Genomic DNA, 18768 nt, shown 5'->3' with positions numbered 1-18768 from the left:
CTCGTCCCTCGCCGCTTGATCGTCGCCCGATCAGGGCGCCAGGACCTCTTCGATCGCCGAGATCACCTCGGGGTCGCCGGGAACGGTGCGCGGCCGGAACCGCCGCACCACCTCGCCGCCGGGTGCCACCAGGAACTTCTCGAAGTTCCACTGCACGTCGCCGGCTTCGCCGCTGTCGTCGGCGGTCCCGGTCAGCTCGCCGTAGAGCGGGTGGCGCTCGGGGCCGTTGACGTCGGTCTTGGCCAGCAGCGGGAACGTGACCCCGTAGGTCGTCGAGCAGAACGTCTGGATCTCCTCGGCGCTGCCCGGCTCCTGGCCCATGAACTGGTTGCACGGCACACCGATCACCGTCAGGCCGCGGTCCGCGTAATCCCTGGCCAACTGTTCGAGCGCGCTGTACTGCGGGGTGAGGCCGCATTTCGAGGCGACGTTGACCACCAGCGCCGCCCCGCCGGCCAATTCGCCGAGCGTGGTGGCCCGGCCGTCGAGGGTGGTCAGCGGGATATCGGTGAGCGTCATGGGGCAGACGGTACCGGCACCCTCACGGGGTGAACAGCATCTGGGCCACGCGCTGCGCGGTCCGGACCGGATCGCCGTCGGTGTCGATGGCGCCGTTGAGCCACAGCATCGCGAAGCCGTGCACCAGTGACCATGCTGCCAGCCCGGCGGCCTGCGGATCCTGCGCTGCCCGTGCGTCGTTCAGCGTTCCCACGCCGGCGGCGAGTTCTGCGCCCGCAGCCGAGCGGGCGGCGTCGAGTTCGGTGTCGTCGGGGTCGACGAGCGACCGGTCGAACATCACCGCGTAGTGGCCCGGGTGCTCGACGGCGAACCGCACGTAGGCCAATGCGGCGTCGCCGAATTCGGGACGTGCCTCCGACAGCGCCTCGGCCAGCAACCGCCAGCCCTGCGCGGCGAGCGCGGTGAACAGGCCGCGGCGGTCGGTGAAGTGGTGTGCCGGCGCGGCGTGCGACACCCCTGCGGTGCGGGCCAACTCGCGCAACGAGACGCCGTCGGCCCCGCGCTCGGCCACCAGCACCGCGGCGTGGGCCAGGATCGTCGCCTTGAGATCGCCGTGGTGGTAGGTGGCTTTGACCATGCGGGCATGATAGCCCGGTCATCTTGACAGCGACTAGATAGCGCCGCCGCCGTCGTCGCCTACGCCGGCCACATCCAGTAGCCAGGCGTACTGGAACGCGGCTTCCTTCCAGCGTTCGTAGCGTCCGCTGATCCCGCCGTGCCCCGCGTTCATCTCGGTCTTCAGCAGCACCCGCGCGCCGTCGCTGTCGGGATCGTCCTGCACGTGGCGCAGTGCGGCAATCCATTTCGCGGGTTCGACGTAGTAGACGCGGGTGTCGTTGAGCGACGTCATCGCCAGGATGGCCGGATATCGCTTGGCTTCGACGTTCTCGTACGGCGAATAGGACTTCATGTAGTGATAGACGTCGGGATCCTCCAGTGGGTTACCCCACTCGTCCCACTCGGTGACGGTGAGCGGCAGCGACGGATCGAGGATCGTGGTGAGGGGGTCGACGAACGGCACCGCGGCCAGGATCCCGGCGAACAAGTCGGGCGCGATGTTGGCCACCGCGCCCATCAGCAGGCCGCCGGCGCTGCCGCCGTAGGCCACCATCTTCTCCGGCACCGTGACGCCGGTGTCGACGAGATGGCGTCCCGCGGCAACGAAGTCGGTGAACGTGTTCCGCTTCTCCAGCAGCTTGCCGCGCTCGTACCAGAGCCGCCCGAGCTCCCCGCCGCCGCGCACGTGCGCGACGGCGTAGACCATGCCACGGTCGAGCAGCGAGAGCCGTGCGATGGAGAACCGTGGGTCTTCGCAGGATTCGTACGCGCCGTAGCCATAGAGCAGCAGCGGCGCCGGGGTCGTCACACCCACCCGGTGCACGATCGAGATCGGCACGCGCGCGCCGTCTTCGGCGATCGCCCAGTCCCGCCGCTCGACGTAGTCCTCGGGCCGGTAGTCGCCGAGCACCGGCTGCTCGCGCAGCAGTGTGCGCTGACCGGTGGCCAGGTCCAGATCGTAGATGCGCACCGGCGTCACGAACGACGTCGCCCCGATGCGCAGCTTCGGCGCGCTCCAGTTCGGATTGGCCGACAGACCCACCGACATCAGCTCGGAGTCGAACCGGATGTCCTGTGGCTCGCCGTATTCGGTGTCGCGTATCGGCCACAGCTGGATGCGGGGCAGCGCCTCACTGCGGTAGCTGACCACCAGCAGGTCCTCGAACGCGTCGACCGCGTCCAGCCTCACATCGCGGCGGTGCTCGATCAATGCGCGGTGATCCGACGGATCGGCGACCGGCGCCTCGACCAGGGTGAAGTTCTCCGCACCGTCGTTGTGCAGGATCAGGAACCGGTCCTCGCCGCCCACGACGGCGTGCTCGACGGAGTATTCGACCGACTCCCGCCGGGGCCAGATCGTGGTGAACTCCGCGTGACCGTCGGTCGCGTCGGCATACCGCAGTTCCGAGGTGACCGCACTTCCGGCCGCGACGATCACGTACCTGTTGCTGCGGGTGCGCCCCACCGCGACCCAGAACCGTTCGTCGGGCTCGTGATACACCAACTCGGCAGGCAGCCCCGCGCCCAGCCGGTGCCGCCACACGGTGTCGGGCCGCCACGCGTCGTCCACGGTGACGTAGTAGACGGTTCGGTTGTCGGCGGCCCACGTCGCCCCGGCGCCGATGCCGACGATCTCGTCGTCGTAGCGTTGTCCGGTCCGTAAGTCCCTGAAGCGCAACGTGTACCGCTCGTCGCCCTTGACGTCGACGGAGTAGGCCAGAATGTTGCCGTCGACGCTGACGCTGGCGGCGCCGAGTGAGAAGAAGTCGTGACCCTCGGCCTCGACGTTCTCGTCGAGCAGCACCTGCTCACCGGGAACGTCGGTGTCCTCGGTCAGCTGGGGCGGGGTCCAGTCGTCGGGATCGGCGACGGGGCACCGGCATTGGACTCCGTACTGCTTGCCGGCGAAACTGCGGCCGTAGTACCACCAGTCGCCCCGGCGGGTCGGGACCGACAGGTCGGTCTCCTTGGTGCGGGCCTTGATCTCGTCGAAGATCTGCTGCCGCAGCGGCGCCAGGTCGGCCGTCACGTGCTCGGTGTAGGTGTTCTCGGCCTCGAGATGGTCGATCACCTCGGCGCTGGTCTTCTCCCGCAGCCATTCGTAGGGATCGACGAAGACGTCACCGTGGTGTTCCCGGTGATGGTCGACCCGCTTGGCCACCGGTGGCTTCACAGCCGCCCTCCGATCCAGTCGTCGAAACGCAGTCCTGAGATGCGTTCGTAGGCTTCGATGTAGCGGGCGCGGGTGGCGTCGACGATGTCCGCGGGCAGCGGCGGCGGGGGCTCATCGCCGTGGCGGTCCCAGCCCGACTCGGGGCCGGTCAGCCAGTTGCGCACGAACTGCTTGTCGAAGCTGTTCTGCACGCTGCCTTCGGTGTAGTCGTCGGCGCGCCAGTAGCGCGAGGAGTCGGGGGTGAAAACCTCATCGGCGAGGACGAGTTCGCCTGATCCGTCGACGCCGAACTCGAACTTGGTGTCGGCGACGATGATGCCCTTGCTCAAGGCGTGCTCGGCACCCCGGCGGTAGGTCTGCAGTGTCCGATCCCTGAGCTGTTCGGCGCGCTCCGCGCCGATCATGTCGACGACGTCGTCGAACGTGATGTTGACGTCGTGCTCGCCGAGTTCGGCCTTGGTCGCCGGGGTGAACAGCGGCTCGGCGAACCGACTGGCCTCCACCAGCCCCGGCGGCAGCGGGATTCCGCAGACGCTGCCGGTCTCCTGGTAGTCGATCAACCCCGATCCGGTGAGATAGCCGCGGGCCACCGCCTCGACCGGCAACATCTCCAGCTGCTCGACCACCAGGGCGCGTCCGAGCACCTCCTGCGGGATCCGGGCGTCGTCGGGCGGACCGGCCAGATGGTTGGGCACCTGCAGGTGGTCGAAGAAGAACACGCTCATCGCGGTCAGGACGCGGCCCTTGTCGGGGATCTCGCTGTCGAGGATGTAGTCGTAGGCCGAGATGCGGTCCGTGGCGACGAACAGCAGGTGCCGGTCGTCCACGCGATGGATCTCGCGAACCTTGCCACTGGCGACGTGCTGATAGTCGGACAGAGCGGGGCGCATCGGGTCAGCCTATCGGTCCACCGAAGGCGCTCTGTGTGCTGTGATCGATCGCATGAAATCGCGGTGGGTCCCCTACGCCACAACGCCCGGCCGGCTGCTCTCCCAGCTGTTCAGCGACCTGGTGGTGATCGGCTGGACGGCGGTCTGGGTGTTCGTCGGCATGGCGGTGCACTCGGCGGTGGCCACGATCGCCGAGTTCGGCTACCGGGTGGAGAGCGGCGCCAACGGGGTGGCGGGCAACCTCGACTCCGCGGGCAACAGCGCCGACAACGTCCCGCTGGTGGGCGATTCGCTGGCCAAGCCGCTGAGCGCGGCCGGTGACGCCGCCCGCGAGATCGCCGGTGCCGGGCAGACACTGGGGGTGACGGCCGGGTGGCTGGCCTGGCTGCTGGCGCTGGCCGTGGCCGCGCCGCCGATCCTCGCTCTGGTGATGCCGTGGCTGTTTCTGCGCGTGCGGTTCTTCCGGCGCCAGTGGACCGCCATCACGCTGGCGTCGACCGCCGCCGGGGAGGAGTTGCTGGCGCTGCGGGCGCTGGCGAACCGGCCGCTGGGCAAGCTCGCGGCCGTCAGCCCCGACCCGGTCGGTGCGTGGCGCAGTCAGGACCGGATCGCGATCCGCGGGCTGGCCGCCCTGGAACTGCGGGCGACGGGCATCCGCGCGGCGAACCTGCGCCGGGCGGGTTAACCCAGGAACCGGCGCAGCGTCGTGCCGAACGGGTGCCGGGCCGTCAGCGAACCGAAGCGGACCCGCCCGGTGACCACCACGTGCAGCCGGTGCGACGGCGGGCTGGCGGTCACCTTGACGGTGGTGGACGCGGCGAAGTTCGCGACGCCGTCGAGGTCGGCGGTGGCGCCGTCGGGCAGGATCAGCTCGATCGAGCCGAAGTAGTCGTCGACGTCGATGTACACCACGGTGTGCGGCAGCACGGCCGATGTGAAATCCAGTGTGGTGGAGCACATCCGGGTGACCAGGCGCAACCGCGGCGGCACCGTCCACTGTCCCCGGCGGGTGATGCTGGACATCCAGCTGCGCACTTCCTGCGGCTGCGCGGCAGGCTGAGCGGTCAGCGGCAGGTCGGCGAGCACCGCGTCGAGATCGCGCCGGGTACGGGCGGTCAGCACCGCGTCGACTCGCTCGGCGTACTCGTCGAGGCTCAGCATGCCCTGTCCGACAGCGCGTTCGAGCAGCCGGCTGACCGCGGTCCGGTCGGCGTCGGAGATCCGCAACTCCGGGTGCTCACTCATGGGGCTCCACCACCAGGTGCCGGATGCCGGTGTGCCGGTTGCTGCGCGTCCACTCCACCGGCGCGGCCAGCCGCACCGTCGAGAACCGGCCCAGCAGTTCCTCGAAGATCACCCGCAACTCGAGCCGGGCCAGGTTGGCGCCCAGGCAGTAGTGCACCCCCTGACCGAAACCGAGGTGTGGGTTGGGCCTGCGCGCGATGTCGAAGCGGTCGGGCTCGGCGAACACCGCCGCGTCGCGGTTCGCCGAGCCCTCCCAGACCAGGACCTTCTGCCCGGGCTCGATGCGGTGTCCGCCCAGCGTCGCCGCCCGGGTGGCGGTGCGCCGCTTGGACGGCGACGGCGAGGTCCAGCGGACCATCTCCTCGATGGCCGTCGGCAGCAGCCCGGGGTCCTCGCGCAGCGCCGAATACGCCTGCGGGTTCTCGATCAAGGCCAGCAGTCCGCCGGCGATCGCGTTGCGGGTGGTCTCCGCGCCTGCGCTGAACAGCAGGTTGAAGAACAGGTAACTCTCGATGTCGGTCAGCTCCGGGTCGCCGGAGTTCACCACCACCGAGAGCATGTTGTCACTCGGCGCCGCCTTCTTCGCCGCGATCAGCTCCTGCCCGTAGGCGAACATCCGCGACCCGGCCTCCTCCACCGAGAGCCGGGTGATCGCGGCCCGGCGTGATCCGCCGAAGTCGAAGCTGGGTTCGATCGCCTCGAAGAGCCAATGCCGTTCGGACTCCGGCACACCGAGCAGGATGCAGATCATCTGCATCGGCACCTCTGCGGCGATGTCGGTGACGAAGTCAAAGGGCTGGGCAGGGCTCACCCCCTCGAGCAGGCGACGTGCCCGCGCGCGCAGGTCGTCCTCGACGCGCCGGATCATGCGCGGGGTGAGGCCGGAGCTGACGAGCCTGCGCACCGCGCCGTGACGCGGGTCGTCCATCATGTTGAGCAGCTGACCGGCTATGGACAGGTCCTGCAGCAGCGTCCCGCCGAACGGCCGGTCGCCTCCGGTGACCGACGAGTACGTGTCCGGATCTCGCAGCACGGCAAGAGTTTCGGCGTGCGTCGCCACCGACCAGAAGCCTTCACCGTCGGGGGTGTTCTCGGTCGGTTCATGCCAGTACACGGGCGCCTGCTCGCGGTGCAGCGCGAACAGATCGTGCGGGAAGCCCGCGGCGAAGTTGTCGAGATCGGTGAAGTCGATCCCGGCCAACGTGCCCGCGGTCACCGTCACAGGATCGCGCCGGAGGTGTACGCGGCGGCGTCGGGATAGCGCCCGACGAGGTCGTCGACGACGGCGACCACCCGGTCGACCTGATCGGCCGCGGCGCCGGTGAAGACCTGCTTGTCGGCCAGCGCGGCGTCGAGGCCGGCGCGGTCCAGCGGCAGCCGCGGGTCGGCGGCCAGCCGGTCGAGCAGGTCGGGCTCGGCACCGCGCTCGCGCATCGCCAGCGCCACCGCGACGGCGTGCTCCTTGATGACCTCGTGCGCGGTCTCCCGGCCGACACCCGCGCGCACCGCCGCGATCAGGATGCGCGTCGTCGCCAGGAACGGGAGGTAGCGGTCGAGCTCGCGTTGGATCACCGCGGGGTAGGCGCCGAATTCGTCGAGGACGGTCAGGAAGGTCTCGGTCTGTCCGTCGAGCGCGAAGAACGCGTCGGGCAGCGCGACCCGGCGCACCACCGAACAGAACACGTCACCCTCGTTCCACTGCGCGCCCGCCAATTCGGCTGCCATGGAGGCATATCCGCGCAGCACGACCTGCAGGCCGTTGACCCGTTCGCAGCTGCGGGTGTTCATCTTGTGCGGCATGGCCGACGATCCCACCTGCCCCGGTGCGAACCCCTCGGTCACCAGTTCGTGGCCGGCCATCAGCCGGATGGTGTGCGCCAGCGAGGACGGTCCGGCGCCGAGCTGCACCAGCGCCGACACGACGTCGTGGTCCAGGGAACGCGGGTACACCTGTCCGACGCTGGTCAGGATGTCGGTGAACCCGAGGAACTGCGCGACCCGCGTCTCGAGCTCGGCCAGCCGCGCGGTGTCACCGTCGAACAGGTCGAGCATGTCCTGACCGGTGCCCATCGGCCCCTTGATGCCGCGCAGCGGGTACCGGTCGATGAGCTCGCTGACCCGCCGCAGCGCCACCAGCGTCTCCTCGGCCGCCGATGCGAACCGCTTCCCCAGGGTGGTGGCTTGCGCGGCGACGTTGTGGCTGCGGCCGGCCATCACCAGATCGCGGTAGAGCGCGGCCCGCTCTGCCAGCCGCGCGACGATCGCCACGCCGCGGGCGTGCACCAGCTGCAGCGAGCGCCGGATCTGCATCTGCTCGACGTTCTCGGTCAGGTCGCGGCTGGTCATGCCCTTGTGCACGTGCTCGTGGCCGGCGAGCGCGTTGAACTCCTCGATGCGCGCCTTGACGTCGTGGCGCAACACCCGCTCGCGTGCCGCGATCGACTCGAGGTCGACGTCGTCGACCACCCGCTCGTAGTCCCCGATCACCCCGTCGGGCACGTCCACCCCGAGTTCGGCCTGCGCCCGCAGGACGGCGAGCCACAGCCGGCGTTCGGCGACGATCTTGGCCTGCGGAGACCAGATCGCGACCATCTCGTCGCTGGCGTAGCGACTGGCCAGGACGTTAGGGATGCTCACGGCGTATGAGCCTATCGGGCACAGTAGGGGCCATGTATTTCGTCGGTCTGGACCTGGCCTGGGGGCAGCGCAAACCCACCGGCGTCGCCGTCATCGACGACGGCGGACGGCTGGTGGCGGCCTCGGCGGTCACCGACGACGCCAGCATCCGGTCCGCGGTGGCCCCTTTTGTGGAGGGCGGCTGCGTCGTCGGTATCGACGCGCCGATCATCGTCGTCAACCCGACCGGCCAGCGGCCCGCGGAGCGCGCGCTCAACGCGGACTTCGCGCGTTTCCAGGCCGGCGCGCACCCGGCGAACACCGGCAAACCGGAGTTCGCCGACGGCACCCGCGCGGGCCGGCTCGCCGAGGCACTCGACCTCGACATCGATCCGCTCGCGGGTGGGCCCCGGCGTGCGCTCGAGGTGTACCCCCATGCGGCGATGGTGGCGCTGTTCCGGCTGGGCCGCACGCTGAAGTACAAGGCGAAGCCCGGTCGTGGGGTCGCGCAACTACGCGCGGAACTGCTGCGGCTGATGGAGTTGGTCGAGGGGCTGGCGACCGCGGACCCGCCGTTGCGGGTGAGCGAGTCGGCCGACTGGGCGCAGCTGCGCGCCATGGCCGAGACGGCCGAGCGCAAAAGCGACCTGCGGCGCGTCGAGGATCCGGTGGACGCGGTGGTGTGCGCGTACGTGGCGATGTACGCGGCGCGCCGGCCCGAGGGTGTGACGTGCTACGGGGACGCCGAGACCGGCTACATCGTCACCCCGACCCTGCCGGCCGATCTGGAGCCGGCGCCGCCCGAGCCGACGCCGGGGGCGGTGCACGACGCGATCGCCACCTACGCCGAGCGTCGTCCGCAGCTGGTGGCCTCCACCGACCGGTATCTGTCCGCGGTAACGGCGCTGCTGGACGACGCAGGCATCAACTACCTCAGCGTGACGGCGCGCACCAAGTCGGTGGCCTCGTTCGCGGCCAAGGCCGACCGGCATGTGGACGGTCGCCGGCTGTACGCCGATCCGCTGTCGGAGATCACCGACCAGATCGGGCTGCGGGTGATCACCTACCTGCGCGACGACGTGGCCGCGGTGGCCCGATTGCTCGGCGAGGAGATGCGGTTGCTCGACGACCGCGACATGGGCGTGGAGACGGCCAGCGAGGGCCGCTGGGGATATGCGAGCCGGCATCTGCTGCTGGCCATCGAGGGAGAGCAGCAACCGGCGTCGGTGCAGGTGCGCACGATCCTGCAGCACGCCTGGGCGGAGTTCGAGCACGACGTGCGCTACAAGGGGTCGATCCCGGAGGAGGACGCCCCCGACCTTGATCGCCGGTTTACGCTCGCCGCCGGGCTGCTCGAGCTGGCGGACCTGGAGTTCTCGGCGATCCGCGAGCGGCTGCGGTCCACGACGCCGTCGGAACGCCCGCAGGCCACCGGCGATGCCGGCATTCCGACGCCGGTGCTGGCGACCTATCTGGCGAACCGCTTCCCCGACGCGGGCTGGTCCCGCACCGACCATTACGGCTGGATGGCGGGGCTGCTGCTGGATCTGGGCATCGACTCGATCGACGAGGTCGACACGCTGCTGGCGGGCGTCGATACCGACGCGGTCAACGCCGCGATGGACTACCGCTTCCCCGCCGGCGCCGTCCGCCGCCTCGACGACGCGCTTCTGGCGGTCTACGGCGCGCGCTACATCGACCTGCCCGGCAACGCTCATCGAATCACATTGCTGGAGAACAGGTCTGCGCGCCTCACCCAGGGACGACCCTCGGCCTAGTGTGCGGCCAGAGCGCCTGATCGGCCCGTCGTGCGATCTGGACGCACACCAGAGCTCGATCAATCGTCGGGGCCGGCTCCCAGGTGCGTCGGGTCGGTGATGCGGGCGTCGCGGATGCCGAGCTGACGGTTGATCAGCTGGGTGACGAAGAACAGCACCACGCCGAGTGCGACAAGGACACCCGCGACGATGTACTGCTGCGCGGGCCGGCCGGACAGTGGAGTGACCAGGTACAGCGAGGCCACGAACCCGATGACCGGCATGACCGTCGGTGTCTTGAAATGCCCACCGGCCTGGCGCACATCGCGCCGCAGCACCAGCACCGCGACGTTGACCACCGCGAACACCGCGAGCAGCAGCAGGCTGGTGGTGCCGCCGAGGATGGAGATCGCGTTGCTGCTGGCGAAGGTGCTGACGTAGAGGATCAGACCGAACGCGATGAGCGTGGTGAACACGATCGCCACCCACGGCGAGCGCCGGGTCGGGTGCACCGTCCCGAGCACCGGCGGCAGCACGCGCTGGCGCGCCATCCCGTAGATCAGACGACTCGCCATCAGCATGTTGATCAGTGCGGTGTTCGACACCGCGAACATCGTGATGAACGGCAGGATCGTGTCGATGGGCAGGCCCGGCGCGCCGGCCTTGACCACGTCGACGAGAGGGGTGTCGCTCTCCTCGAGCTTGCCGATGGGCACCAGGGCCACCGCCACGATCGACACGAGCACGTAGACGACCCCGGCGATCGACAGGCCGGAGAGCAGGATCTTGGGGAACGTGTTCACCGGGTCCTTGGTCTCCTCGGCCATGTTGACCGAGTCCTCGAATCCGACCATGGCGAAGAACGCCAGCGAGGTGGCCGCGGTCACGGCGAGGAAGGTGTTCTTGTCGCCGGTCGTCTCGAACGCGACGATGCGGGAGAAGTCGACGTCACCCGAGCCGGTGAAGGCCCAGAGTCCGACGAGGATCACCACCACCAGGCCGGTGATCTCGACGATGGTGAGGACGACGTTGAGCTTGACGCTCTCCCCCACGCCGCGGAAGTTGATCGCCGCGAGCGCCGCCATGAACGCCAGCGCCAGCACCGCCACCCCGAGCTTGGGTGCGTCGACGTCGATGCCTTCGAAGAAGTTGGCTGCGAACGCTCTGGAAGCCGTTGACGCCGAGGTGATTCCGGAGCACATCACCACGAACGCCACCAGGAAGGTCACGAAGTGGATACCGAACGCCTTGTGCGCGTAGAGCGCCGCGCCTGCGGCCTGGGGGTACTTCGTCACCAGCTCGAGGTAGCTGAAGGCCGTGACTGCCGCGATGCCGAACGCGACGAGGAACGGAACCCAGGCCGCCCCACCGACTTCAGCGGCCACGTCGCCGACGAGCGCGTAGACGCCGGTGCCGAGGATGTCGCCGACGATGAACAACAGCAGCAGCCCCGGGCCCATCACCCGCTTCAGTTCCGGTGGCTTGTCAGCGTTCTGCTGGCTGGTCAACGATTCCGCCATCACGCCTCCCCTGACTCGTCGCTCGGCTCACTCATCATCGATCACCCGGCGGTGCTCCGCAGGGCCAACGCGGAAACCTCGTCGAAGAACGACGCGGCCAGCCTCGGATCCACGCCCCGCTCCCAACCGAACGTCGTTGGGCGCTGGGCGCGGTCGTGCCAGAAGTGGCCTGGACCGGATTCGGGACGCGTGGCCACCAGCCAGACGGTGGTGTCGGCGCCGTCGGCGGTGTCGCGCAGCAGCGGCCGGGTCACGCGCCGGAAGCCAGGCAGCGCCTCGGCGACACCGGGCGTCTCGACCCAGCCGGGATGCGTGCTGTACACGCGAATAGTGCTGTCGCTCAACCGGTTCGCCCAGGCATCGGCCAGCAGTACCTGCATCCGTTTGGTCCGCGCATAGACGCGCACCCCGTTGTACGGGCCGTCGCGCGATTCGAGTTCGTCGACGGTCCAACGCTTCACCGGCGCGCTGTACATGCCCCCCGAGGACATGAACACGATGGCCGACTCGCCGGCCGCGCCAAGCAACCCCAGGAGGTTCTCGGTCATTAGATGCGGGCCGAGCACGTGGCAGGCCAGCTGCACCTCGTGACCCTGCGCGGTCTCGGCCCGCTCCTTGGGCATCACTCCCGCGTTGTGCACCAGCCCGTGCAAGGCATCGACGCGCGCGGCCAAGTCGGCGGTCCAGGACCGCACCGCGGCGAGATCGGCGACGTCGCAGACCTCCTCGACCACGTCGGCGCCCGGGACGGCGGCGCGCACGGTTGCCGCGGACCGACCCACTTTGCCCGGGTCGCGGCCGAGCAGATGGACGGTGGCCCCGAGCCGCGCGAACGACCCCGCCATCGCCTCCCCGATGCCGGCCGTGGCGCCGGTGACCACCACCCGCTTGCCGGCCATCGCGTCCGGGGCGGGATCGGCGGGCCACCACAACGCCCGCAGCCGCGAACCGATCTTCGTGTAGCCCAGCACCACCGACCGGTCCAGGACCGTGTCCACGACGGCGCCCAGGGAGTCGGTGAGGATCACCGGAAGGGAGTTAACCATCGGCCTACGAAGACAAACGTCGCTAGTTGAAGGGGGCAAGCACGTCGATCACGTCGATCAGCGTGGCCCTGGCCGTGGCACGGGGTCCGGCGCCGTCGCCGACGAGTGCCGCCACCACCGCGCCGTCGACCGCGCACACCAGCGCGGTGAGCAGCTCCGCGCGCACCGATCGGCCGCAGCGCTCGACGACCTCGATGACGGCATCGGTGCGGTGCTTGAGGATCCTGCGCTGGATGTCGCGCAGGCCCGGTTGCCGCGCGCACGCGATGAGCCGCTCGTAGCGTGAGATCAACTGTTCGGTCACCCGCTCGGGACTGTCCCCGACGAGCAAATCGACGAGGATGTCGGCGGTCGACTCGGCGCCGCGCCGGCGCCGCGACAAAGCGGCCACCCGGTCCTGCAGCGCCTGGGTTTCCAGCGTTCCGACGTACTCCACGGCTTTGGCGATCAGGTCGTCCAGCGAAGAAAAATAGTAGGTCGTCGACGCCAGCGGCAGTCCGGCGCGGCGGGCCACGGCGCGGTGCCGCACGGCGTCGAAGCCGCCTTCGCACAGCAGGTCGGCAGCGGCGCTGACCAGCGCATACCGCCGACGTTCTCCCTTGGGAGTGACTGCTGCCGTCACGCTTGACATCGTGCCAGTCAGAGGGTTGTGACATCGGGCTTTCGGCAATTCGCCCGGATGTTGGAACGGGTGGGGCTGGCATGATGGCGCGCATGCCGACGATCAGCCGGCGGGAGATGCTCGGGCTCGGTTTCCGGGCGGGCCTCGCGACCGCAACAGGAGTAGCCGCAGTGTCCGCGATGAGCCGGGCGACAGCCGCGGGGGCGCCACCGGCGGCCGCGCCGACGTATGCCGCGGGATCGTTTCCGTCGGCGGCGCGCGGTGGCGCACCGGCCAACTGGATCGTCGCCCGCCCGCCCGGGCAGACCGCGCCGCTGCGGCCGGTGATCCTGCTGCACGGCAAGGACAGCAGCGCCCAGACAGTGATGTCGATGGGCGCCGAGCAATTCCTCGCCGACGCCGTGCGGGCGGGCCTGCCACCGTTCGCGTTGGCAGCGGTCGACGGCGGCAACGGCTACTGGCACCGGCGCGCGTCGGGTGACGACTCGGGGGCGATGGTGCTCGACGAGTTCCTGCCGCTGCTCGCCGAGCAGGGCCTCGACACGTCGCGCGTCGGATTCCTGGGCTGGTCGATGGGCGGCTACGGCGCCTTGCTGCTGGGCACCCGGCTGGGCGCCGGGCGCACCGCGGCGATCTGTGCCGTGAGTCCTGCTCTGTGGACGTCTGCCGGCGCTGCGGCGCCCGGCGCCTTCGACGACGCGGCGGACTACGAGGCCAACAGCGTCTGGGGCCTCGCCGGCTTGACCGGCATCCCGGTGCGCATCGACTGCGGCGACGACGATCCGTTCGCCTCGGCCACCCGGCAGTTCATCGGCCAACTGCCGACTCCGCCCGCCGGCGGGTTCTCGCCGGGTGGACACAACGCGGCGTTCTGGTCCTCGCAGCTCAGTTCCGAACTGAGCTGGATGGCGCCGTTGCTGACGGTTTAGAGGCCGATCCGTCCTTCGGCTGCGGCCTGCCCGATGTCGGTGCGGAAGTGACTGCCGGGCAACCGGATTCCATCCAGGATGGCGTACGCCGAGGTGCGTGCCGCCGCCAGGTCGGCGCCGGTGCCGACCACCGAGAGCACCCGCCCGCCCGAGGACACCAGCGCCCCGTCGTCCCGGCGGGCGGTACCGGCATGCAGGACGCCGTCGGCGTCGGCGCCGTGAATGACGTCGCCGACCCGGGGCCGGCCGGGATAGTTCTCGGCGGCGACGACGACCGTGACGGCCGCGCCGTCACGCCAGCGCGGCGCCGGCGCGGCGGCCAACTCGCCGGTGGCGGCCGCCCGCAGCAGCCGGCCCAGCGGGGAGTCGAGCAGCGCCAGCACCGCCTGGGTCTCCGGATCGCCGAAGCGGCAGTTGAATTCGACGACGGCCGGACCCTTCGAGGTGATCGCCAGACCTGCGTAGAGCAGGCCGGAGAATGCGCTGCCCCGCCGAACCAGTTCGGCGGCAACGGGTTTGATGATCTCGTCCACGATGCGGTCGGTCGTGTCCGCCGGCAACCACGGCAGCGGCGTGTAGGCGCCCATGCCCCCGGTGTTGGGGCCGGTGTCGCCGTCACCGACACGCTTGAAGTCCTGCGCCGGTAGCAGCGGCACCACCGTCTCGCCGTCGACGAGGCAGAACAGCGACACCTCGGGACCGTCGAGGAAGGACTCGAGCAGCACTGGGTGGCCGGCCTCGAGCAGGCTGGCGGCGTGGGCGCGGGCGACGATGCGGTCGTCGGTGACCACGACGCCCTTGCCCGCCGCAAGTCCGTCGTCCTTGACGACCCAGGCCCGGTCACCGCCGGGCGGCCCGAACCGGTCCAGCGCGGCGTCGAGATGGCCGGGGTTGTCCACGATCTCACTGGTCGCGGTCCGCACCCCGGCGGCGTTCATCACGTCCTTGGCGAAGGATTTGGAGCCCTCGATGCGGGCGGCGTCGCGCGTCGGACCGAAGCAGGCGATGCCGGCGGCCCGCACGGCGTCCGCGACGCCGAGCACCAACGGCACTTCCGGCCCGATGACGACGAGATCGGCCCCCACCCGGCGTGCCAGCGCGACGACGTCGTCGCCCGACGTCACATCCACGTCGTACTGGTCGGCAAGCGCTGAGGTGCCCGCGTTGCCGGGCGCCACCGAGAGCGCGTCGACCTCGGGGTCTCGGCGCAGCGCAAGCAGCAGCGCATGTTCGCGGGCTCCGGAACCGATCACCAGGACGTGCACAGGTGCCCACCCTAATGGCAGGGCGTCACGGTCGCGCAGACCTTGCGGGCATACACCAATGCCTCACAGTGTATGGTCAGGGAAAGTGCTTCACGTCACACAGGAGTGATCGTCATGTCTCTGCCCCAGGGCTCCACCTCCCCCCGAGTCGCTTCGCTCCTGCCCCCGGGGTATGACTTCACCGACCCGGACGTACTGCTCCACGGCATCCCGGTGACCGAGTTCGCCGAGCTGCGCAGGACGGCGCCGGTGTGGTGGAACGCGCAGCAGGAGTCGGTCTTCGACGACGGCGGCTACTGGGTGATCTCCCGTCACGCGGACATCAAGGCGATCTCGCGTGACGGTGCCCTGTGGTCGACCAACCGGAAGGGTGCGGTGATGCGACTGCCCGACGGCGTCACCGCCGAGCAGTTGGAGCTGACCAAGGCCCTCCTGATCAACCATGACGCTCCGGAGCACACCCGGCTGCGGAAGATCGTGTCGCGGCTGTTCACCCCGCGGGCCATCGCGACGCTGGGGGAGAAACTGGCTGTCTCGGCGCGGCAGATCGTGCGCGCCGCCGCCGAGACGGACGCCGGCAACTTCGTTGATGACATCGCGATAGGGTTGCCGCTGCTGGCCATCGCCGATCTGATCGGCGTCCCCGAGGCCGACCGCGAGCGGCTGTTCCACTGGACGAACTGCATCATGAACACCGACGACCCGGACTTCGACTCCGATCCCACGACCGCCAACGCCGAGTTGATGGGCTACGCGTACACGATGGCCGAGGAGCGCCGTCGTTGCCCCGCCGACGACATCGTCACCCGGCTGGTGCAGGCCGACCTCGAGGGGCAGTCGATGTCCGATGTGGAGTTCGCGTTCTTCGTCATCCTGCTCGCCGTCGCGGGCAACGAGACCACCCGCAACGCGATGACCCACGGCATGAACGCGTTCCTGGAGAACCCCGACCAGTGGGAGCTGTTCAAGCGCGAGCGGCCGCAGACCGCCGTCGACGAGATCATCCGCTGGGCGACGCCGGTGCACTGCTTCCAGCGCACCGCCAACCGCGACGTCGAGCTCGGCGGCCTGACGATCGCCGAGGGCCAGCGGGTCGGGTTGTTCTACAGTTCCGCCAACTTCGACGAGGACGTGTTCGACCGGCCCTTCGAGTTCGACATCCTGCGCGACCCCAACCCGCATCTGGCGTTCGGCGGCAACGGCGCGCACTACTGCATCGGGGCGAACCTCGCGCGCATGGAGATCAAGTTGATGTTCGACGAGATCGCCAGCCAGATCCCCGACATCGCCAAGTTGGCCGAACCGCAGCGGCTGCGGTCGGGGTGGATCAACGGGGTGAAGGAGCTGCGGGTCTCCTATCGGTAGCCGGGACTAGGGTGCCATCGTGCGCACCCACGGCTGGTCTGGAGCCAAACCCGCCTCGGACGAGGAGGCAGTCGGCCGGATCCTTGCTGCGGCGGGCAAGGCCATCGAGGACCACGGCGCCGACTTCTCGATCTCCGACGTGGCCCGAACTGTCGGGGTCACCCGGCAGACGGTGTACCGGTACTTCCCCAGCACCGAGGCGCTGCTGGTGGCCGCGGCAGTGCGTGCCGTCGACGGCTTTCTGGAGCGCCTCGCCGCGCACGTCGCCGGTGTCACCGACCCGGCCGACGCGGTCACCGAAGCGGTTGCCACGGCGCTGGAGTGGCTGCCCCGGGAGAAGTACATCGGCCTGCTGATGGTGCCGGGCGGGGCGGCGCACGTGGAGTCCGTCACCTCCGACGTCGCGCTGCGGTTCGCCCGCGACATGGTCGGACGTCTCGACGTCGACTGGGCCGGCATCGGATACGGAGACGACGACCTCGACGAACTGGCCGAGCATCTGCTGCGGGTGATCCAGTCCTTCGTCATCGATCCCGGGCGGCCACCGCGCCGCGGGGCGGCGCTGCGCCGTTATCTGCGCCGGTGGGTGGGCGGCGCGCTGCGGACTTAAACGACCGTCAGCGGCAGGGACCGACGCGGCTCGAAGGTGAACGACGCTCCGCCGCTGAACTTCACCACCGACACCTCCCCCATCTCCCGGGCCGGACTGTCGCGCCGCACCACCTGCGCGGTCCAGTCGGTGCGGGTGCCGGTGAGCTCCACGTCGAGGTGCGGATCGATCGCGGCGACCGCGGCCTGCAGCGGCCGGGCCTCGTCCGGGTGCACCAGCGCCACCCAGGCGCCGTCCTCATGGGCCGGTGACCGCTGCACCCGCACCGTGTCGGGTCCGAACTCGGCGTCGACATAGGCGGCCGGATTCAGCAGCGGGTGCAGCCGCAGCATCTCGATCGCACCGTCGATGCCGTCGGGCAGTCCGAGCGCACGGTGGATGCGCTCGGCGGCCAGGCCCGCCACCCCGATGAGCTGCTTGGTGCAGATGTCGGTCGCCAGCCCGAGGTTCGCCCCGGCCCGGGCACCCACCGCGATCACGAACGACAGGTTGAGCAGGTGCATCTGCAGGCAGACCTCGTCGGCCATCCGCACCAGCGCCGAGTGGGAGAACGCGCCGAAGTCGAAGTCCGACAACAGCTCTCCCGAGTAATCGCTCTGTCCCTCATTCGCAGGCTCGATCGGGTCGAGCTCGGTGTGGGCCGCGCGGGTGCGCGCGATCACCTCGAGGACCGGATGGTCGGCGACCTCCGGGTGCGATTCGTCGATGACGACCGTCCACGCGCAGTGCGGGTGGCGGTCGGCCGGGGCGCGCGGCGGCCGGTGGATGGGCCTGATCTGCGCCCTGCGGTTGGTGGCCACCGCGGTGGCGTCGAAGGTCGGGTCCTCGATGTCGTGGCACATGCCGCGCACGTAGTCCTCGCCCATGGGCTCGACGTCGAGCAGTGCGCCGCAGTGGTCGAGGTGGAACTCGCCATGCCAGCGGTCGTGCACGGTGTAGCGGAAGTCCATGAACTGCGGCGGGGCGCCGATGTCGAGTTGCAGCCCCTTGAAGATCGTGATGACGTCGGTGCCCTCGTAGCGCAGCGCCTTCTGCATCCGCCGGGTGTAGATGGGGCTGGCACCCATCCACTCCTCGATGGCGATCTGCAGCATCGCCTCACGGCCGAAATTGCTGATGCACCATGCCATCCCGGAGCGATCGATCATCTGCCCGATGAGCAGCAGCTCGGGCACGAGCACGGCGAGCTGTTCGCGGGTCAGCCCCGCATACCTACTGGTCATCGAGCGTGCTCCCCGAGTGCATGTTCAGCGCCGCGTTGACATTCGCCTTCTTGTCTTCCCCGCCGCCGCGTTCGGCGGCCTTCTTGCGCTGTTTGGCCACCTTGGTCACCGCCCCGTCGAGTTTGGAGCCAAGTGGGAAGCCCAGGTAGTGGGTGAGGAAGATGGCCATCTCCTTGAGCTCGTCCTCGGTGAGCTCCTCGTTGGCCATTGCGGCGTTGGCCTGGATCTCGGCCAGATCGGTGATCCCCAGCGCGGTCACCACGGTCAGCGTCATGATGCGCTTGTCTCGCATGGACAGGCCGGGCCGCGTCCAGATCGTGCCGAAGAGGTGGTCGGCGGTGAGGGCGAAGTACTCCCCCGGCATGTCCGGCATCTCCCAGCCGTACACCTCGTTCATCTTGTCCAGGCCCTTGCGGCGCAGTTCGTCCAT

18 protein-coding genes are annotated in these 18768 nt (G+C 69.6%); 5 read left to right on the top strand and 13 right to left on the bottom strand.

Annotated features, from left to right (window positions below; all coding sequences use genetic code 11):
• Positions 1 to 30 precede the first annotated feature (30 nt).
• Genes G6N45_RS08585 through G6N45_RS08570 form a run of 4 tightly spaced genes read right to left on the bottom strand, consistent with a single transcriptional unit; the run spans position 31 to position 4140 of the window.
• Complete coding sequence (locus G6N45_RS08585; protein ID WP_163721640.1) at positions 31 to 519, bottom strand: glutathione peroxidase; 489 nt, start codon at positions 517 to 519, stop codon at positions 31 to 33.
• Between the two features lie 22 nt (positions 520 to 541).
• The gene (locus G6N45_RS08580) at positions 542 to 1096 is read right to left on the bottom strand and encodes a TetR/AcrR family transcriptional regulator (RefSeq protein WP_163721638.1); all 555 of its coding nucleotides are present in this window, start codon (positions 1094 to 1096) and stop codon (positions 542 to 544) included.
• Positions 1097 to 1129: 33 nt separating this feature from the next.
• Positions 1130 to 3250, bottom strand: a complete 2121-nt coding sequence (locus G6N45_RS08575) for a S9 family peptidase (RefSeq protein ID WP_163721636.1) — start codon at positions 3248 to 3250, stop codon at positions 1130 to 1132.
• Positions 3247 to 4140, bottom strand: coding sequence for a phosphoribosylaminoimidazolesuccinocarboxamide synthase (locus tag G6N45_RS08570; protein ID WP_163721634.1), 894 nt, complete (start codon positions 4138 to 4140; stop codon positions 3247 to 3249). Before G6N45_RS08570 ends, G6N45_RS08575 begins: the two co-directional genes overlap by 4 nt.
• Positions 4141 to 4192: 52 nt before the next feature.
• Here G6N45_RS08570 and G6N45_RS08565 point away from each other — a divergent pair, with 52 nt between their 5' ends.
• The gene (locus tag G6N45_RS08565; protein ID WP_163721632.1) at positions 4193 to 4825 is read left to right on the top strand and encodes a hypothetical protein; all 633 of its coding nucleotides are present in this window, start codon (positions 4193 to 4195) and stop codon (positions 4823 to 4825) included.
• Here G6N45_RS08565 and G6N45_RS08560 read toward each other — a convergent pair.
• Genes G6N45_RS08560 through purB form a run of 3 tightly spaced genes read right to left on the bottom strand, consistent with a single transcriptional unit; the run spans position 4822 to position 8022 of the window.
• The gene (locus G6N45_RS08560) at positions 4822 to 5385 is read right to left on the bottom strand and encodes a DUF1707 SHOCT-like domain-containing protein (RefSeq protein WP_163721630.1); all 564 of its coding nucleotides are present in this window, start codon (positions 5383 to 5385) and stop codon (positions 4822 to 4824) included. The genes G6N45_RS08565 and G6N45_RS08560 overlap by 4 nt on opposite strands.
• Positions 5378 to 6607, bottom strand: coding sequence for a cytochrome P450 (locus G6N45_RS08555; RefSeq protein WP_170312432.1), 1230 nt, complete (start codon positions 6605 to 6607; stop codon positions 5378 to 5380). The genes G6N45_RS08560 and G6N45_RS08555 overlap by 8 nt, the downstream gene beginning before the upstream one ends.
• Positions 6604 to 8022: an adenylosuccinate lyase gene (gene purB / locus G6N45_RS08550; protein WP_163721626.1), complete on the bottom strand. Its 1419-nt coding sequence runs from the start codon at positions 8020 to 8022 to the stop codon at positions 6604 to 6606. Before purB ends, G6N45_RS08555 begins: the two co-directional genes overlap by 4 nt.
• A gap of 32 nt (positions 8023 to 8054) precedes the next feature.
• Between purB and relZ the strand changes: the two genes are divergently transcribed.
• Positions 8055 to 9779 (top strand): bifunctional ribonuclease/(p)ppGpp synthase, encoded by a 1725-nt coding sequence (relZ, locus tag G6N45_RS08545; RefSeq protein ID WP_163721624.1) that lies wholly within the window; start codon positions 8055 to 8057, stop codon positions 9777 to 9779.
• Positions 9780 to 9838: 59 nt separating this feature from the next.
• Here the strand turns inward: relZ and G6N45_RS08540 are convergent, their stop codons facing one another.
• The 3 genes from G6N45_RS08540 to G6N45_RS08530 are packed head-to-tail and all read right to left on the bottom strand — an operon-like array spanning position 9839 to position 12955.
• A complete protein-coding gene (locus G6N45_RS08540; protein ID WP_163721622.1) occupies positions 9839 to 11278 on the bottom strand; it encodes an APC family permease in 1440 nt (479 codons plus the stop codon).
• Between the two features lie 41 nt (positions 11279 to 11319).
• Complete coding sequence (locus G6N45_RS08535; protein ID WP_163721621.1) at positions 11320 to 12324, bottom strand: SDR family NAD(P)-dependent oxidoreductase; 1005 nt, start codon at positions 12322 to 12324, stop codon at positions 11320 to 11322.
• A gap of 22 nt (positions 12325 to 12346) precedes the next feature.
• Positions 12347 to 12955, bottom strand: coding sequence for a TetR/AcrR family transcriptional regulator (locus G6N45_RS08530; protein ID WP_163721619.1), 609 nt, complete (start codon positions 12953 to 12955; stop codon positions 12347 to 12349).
• Positions 12956 to 13029: 74 nt separating this feature from the next.
• Here G6N45_RS08530 and G6N45_RS08525 point away from each other — a divergent pair, with 74 nt between their 5' ends.
• Positions 13030 to 13875, top strand: coding sequence for an alpha/beta hydrolase (locus G6N45_RS08525; RefSeq protein WP_275996638.1), 846 nt, complete (start codon positions 13030 to 13032; stop codon positions 13873 to 13875).
• Here G6N45_RS08525 and purD read toward each other — a convergent pair.
• Positions 13872 to 15140 carry a phosphoribosylamine--glycine ligase gene (gene purD, locus G6N45_RS08520; protein ID WP_163721616.1) on the bottom strand — a complete coding sequence of 423 codons (1269 nt, stop codon included), beginning with the start codon at positions 15138 to 15140 and terminating at the stop codon, positions 13872 to 13874. The two genes, G6N45_RS08525 and purD, sit on opposite strands and share 4 nt — an antisense overlap.
• A gap of 114 nt (positions 15141 to 15254) precedes the next feature.
• Between purD and G6N45_RS08515 the strand changes: the two genes are divergently transcribed.
• On the top strand, positions 15255 to 16505 hold the full coding sequence (locus G6N45_RS08515) for a cytochrome P450 (protein ID WP_163721614.1): 1251 nt from the start codon (positions 15255 to 15257) through the stop codon (positions 16503 to 16505).
• Positions 16506 to 16524: 19 nt separating this feature from the next.
• On the top strand, positions 16525 to 17115 hold the full coding sequence (locus tag G6N45_RS08510) for a TetR/AcrR family transcriptional regulator (RefSeq protein ID WP_163721612.1): 591 nt from the start codon (positions 16525 to 16527) through the stop codon (positions 17113 to 17115).
• Here the strand turns inward: G6N45_RS08510 and G6N45_RS08505 are convergent.
• Positions 17112 to 18338: a hypothetical protein gene (locus tag G6N45_RS08505; RefSeq protein WP_163721610.1), complete on the bottom strand. Its 1227-nt coding sequence runs from the start codon at positions 18336 to 18338 to the stop codon at positions 17112 to 17114. The two genes, G6N45_RS08510 and G6N45_RS08505, sit on opposite strands and share 4 nt — an antisense overlap.
• Positions 18328 to 18768: a carboxymuconolactone decarboxylase family protein gene (locus tag G6N45_RS08500; protein ID WP_163721608.1), complete on the bottom strand. Its 441-nt coding sequence runs from the start codon at positions 18766 to 18768 to the stop codon at positions 18328 to 18330. Before G6N45_RS08500 ends, G6N45_RS08505 begins: the two co-directional genes overlap by 11 nt.

The organism is Mycolicibacterium psychrotolerans, assembly GCF_010729305.1.
Lineage (GTDB): Bacteria > Actinomycetota > Actinomycetes > Mycobacteriales > Mycobacteriaceae > Mycobacterium > Mycobacterium psychrotolerans.
This window is presented reverse-complemented; position numbering and strand designations above follow the sequence as displayed.

Bases quoted from the DNA above. Each gene is read 5' to 3' on its own strand.
- G6N45_RS08585 (WP_163721640.1), bottom strand. From the start codon at position 519: ATGACGCTCACCGATATCCCGCTGACCACCCTCGACGGCCGGGCCACC.
- G6N45_RS08580 (WP_163721638.1), bottom strand. From the start codon at position 1,096: ATGGTCAAAGCCACCTACCACCACGGCGATCTCAAGGCGACGATCCTG.
- G6N45_RS08570 (WP_163721634.1), bottom strand. From the start codon at position 4,140: ATGCGCCCCGCTCTGTCCGACTATCAGCACGTCGCCAGTGGCAAGGTT.
- G6N45_RS08565 (WP_163721632.1), top strand. From the start codon at position 4,193: ATGAAATCGCGGTGGGTCCCCTACGCCACAACGCCCGGCCGGCTGCTC.
- G6N45_RS08560 (WP_163721630.1), bottom strand. From the start codon at position 5,385: ATGAGTGAGCACCCGGAGTTGCGGATCTCCGACGCCGACCGGACCGCG.
- relZ (WP_163721624.1), top strand. From the start codon at position 8,055: ATGTATTTCGTCGGTCTGGACCTGGCCTGGGGGCAGCGCAAACCCACC.
- G6N45_RS08540 (WP_163721622.1), bottom strand. From the start codon at position 11,278: ATGGCGGAATCGTTGACCAGCCAGCAGAACGCTGACAAGCCACCGGAA.
- G6N45_RS08535 (WP_163721621.1), bottom strand. From the start codon at position 12,324: ATGGTTAACTCCCTTCCGGTGATCCTCACCGACTCCCTGGGCGCCGTC.
- G6N45_RS08530 (WP_163721619.1), bottom strand. From the start codon at position 12,955: ATGTCAAGCGTGACGGCAGCAGTCACTCCCAAGGGAGAACGTCGGCGG.
- G6N45_RS08525 (WP_275996638.1), top strand. From the start codon at position 13,030: ATGGCGCGCATGCCGACGATCAGCCGGCGGGAGATGCTCGGGCTCGGT.
- G6N45_RS08515 (WP_163721614.1), top strand. From the start codon at position 15,255: ATGTCTCTGCCCCAGGGCTCCACCTCCCCCCGAGTCGCTTCGCTCCTG.
- G6N45_RS08505 (WP_163721610.1), bottom strand. From the start codon at position 18,338: ATGACCAGTAGGTATGCGGGGCTGACCCGCGAACAGCTCGCCGTGCTC.
- G6N45_RS08500 (WP_163721608.1), bottom strand. From the start codon at position 18,768: ATGGACGAACTGCGCCGCAAGGGCCTGGACAAGATGAACGAGGTGTAC.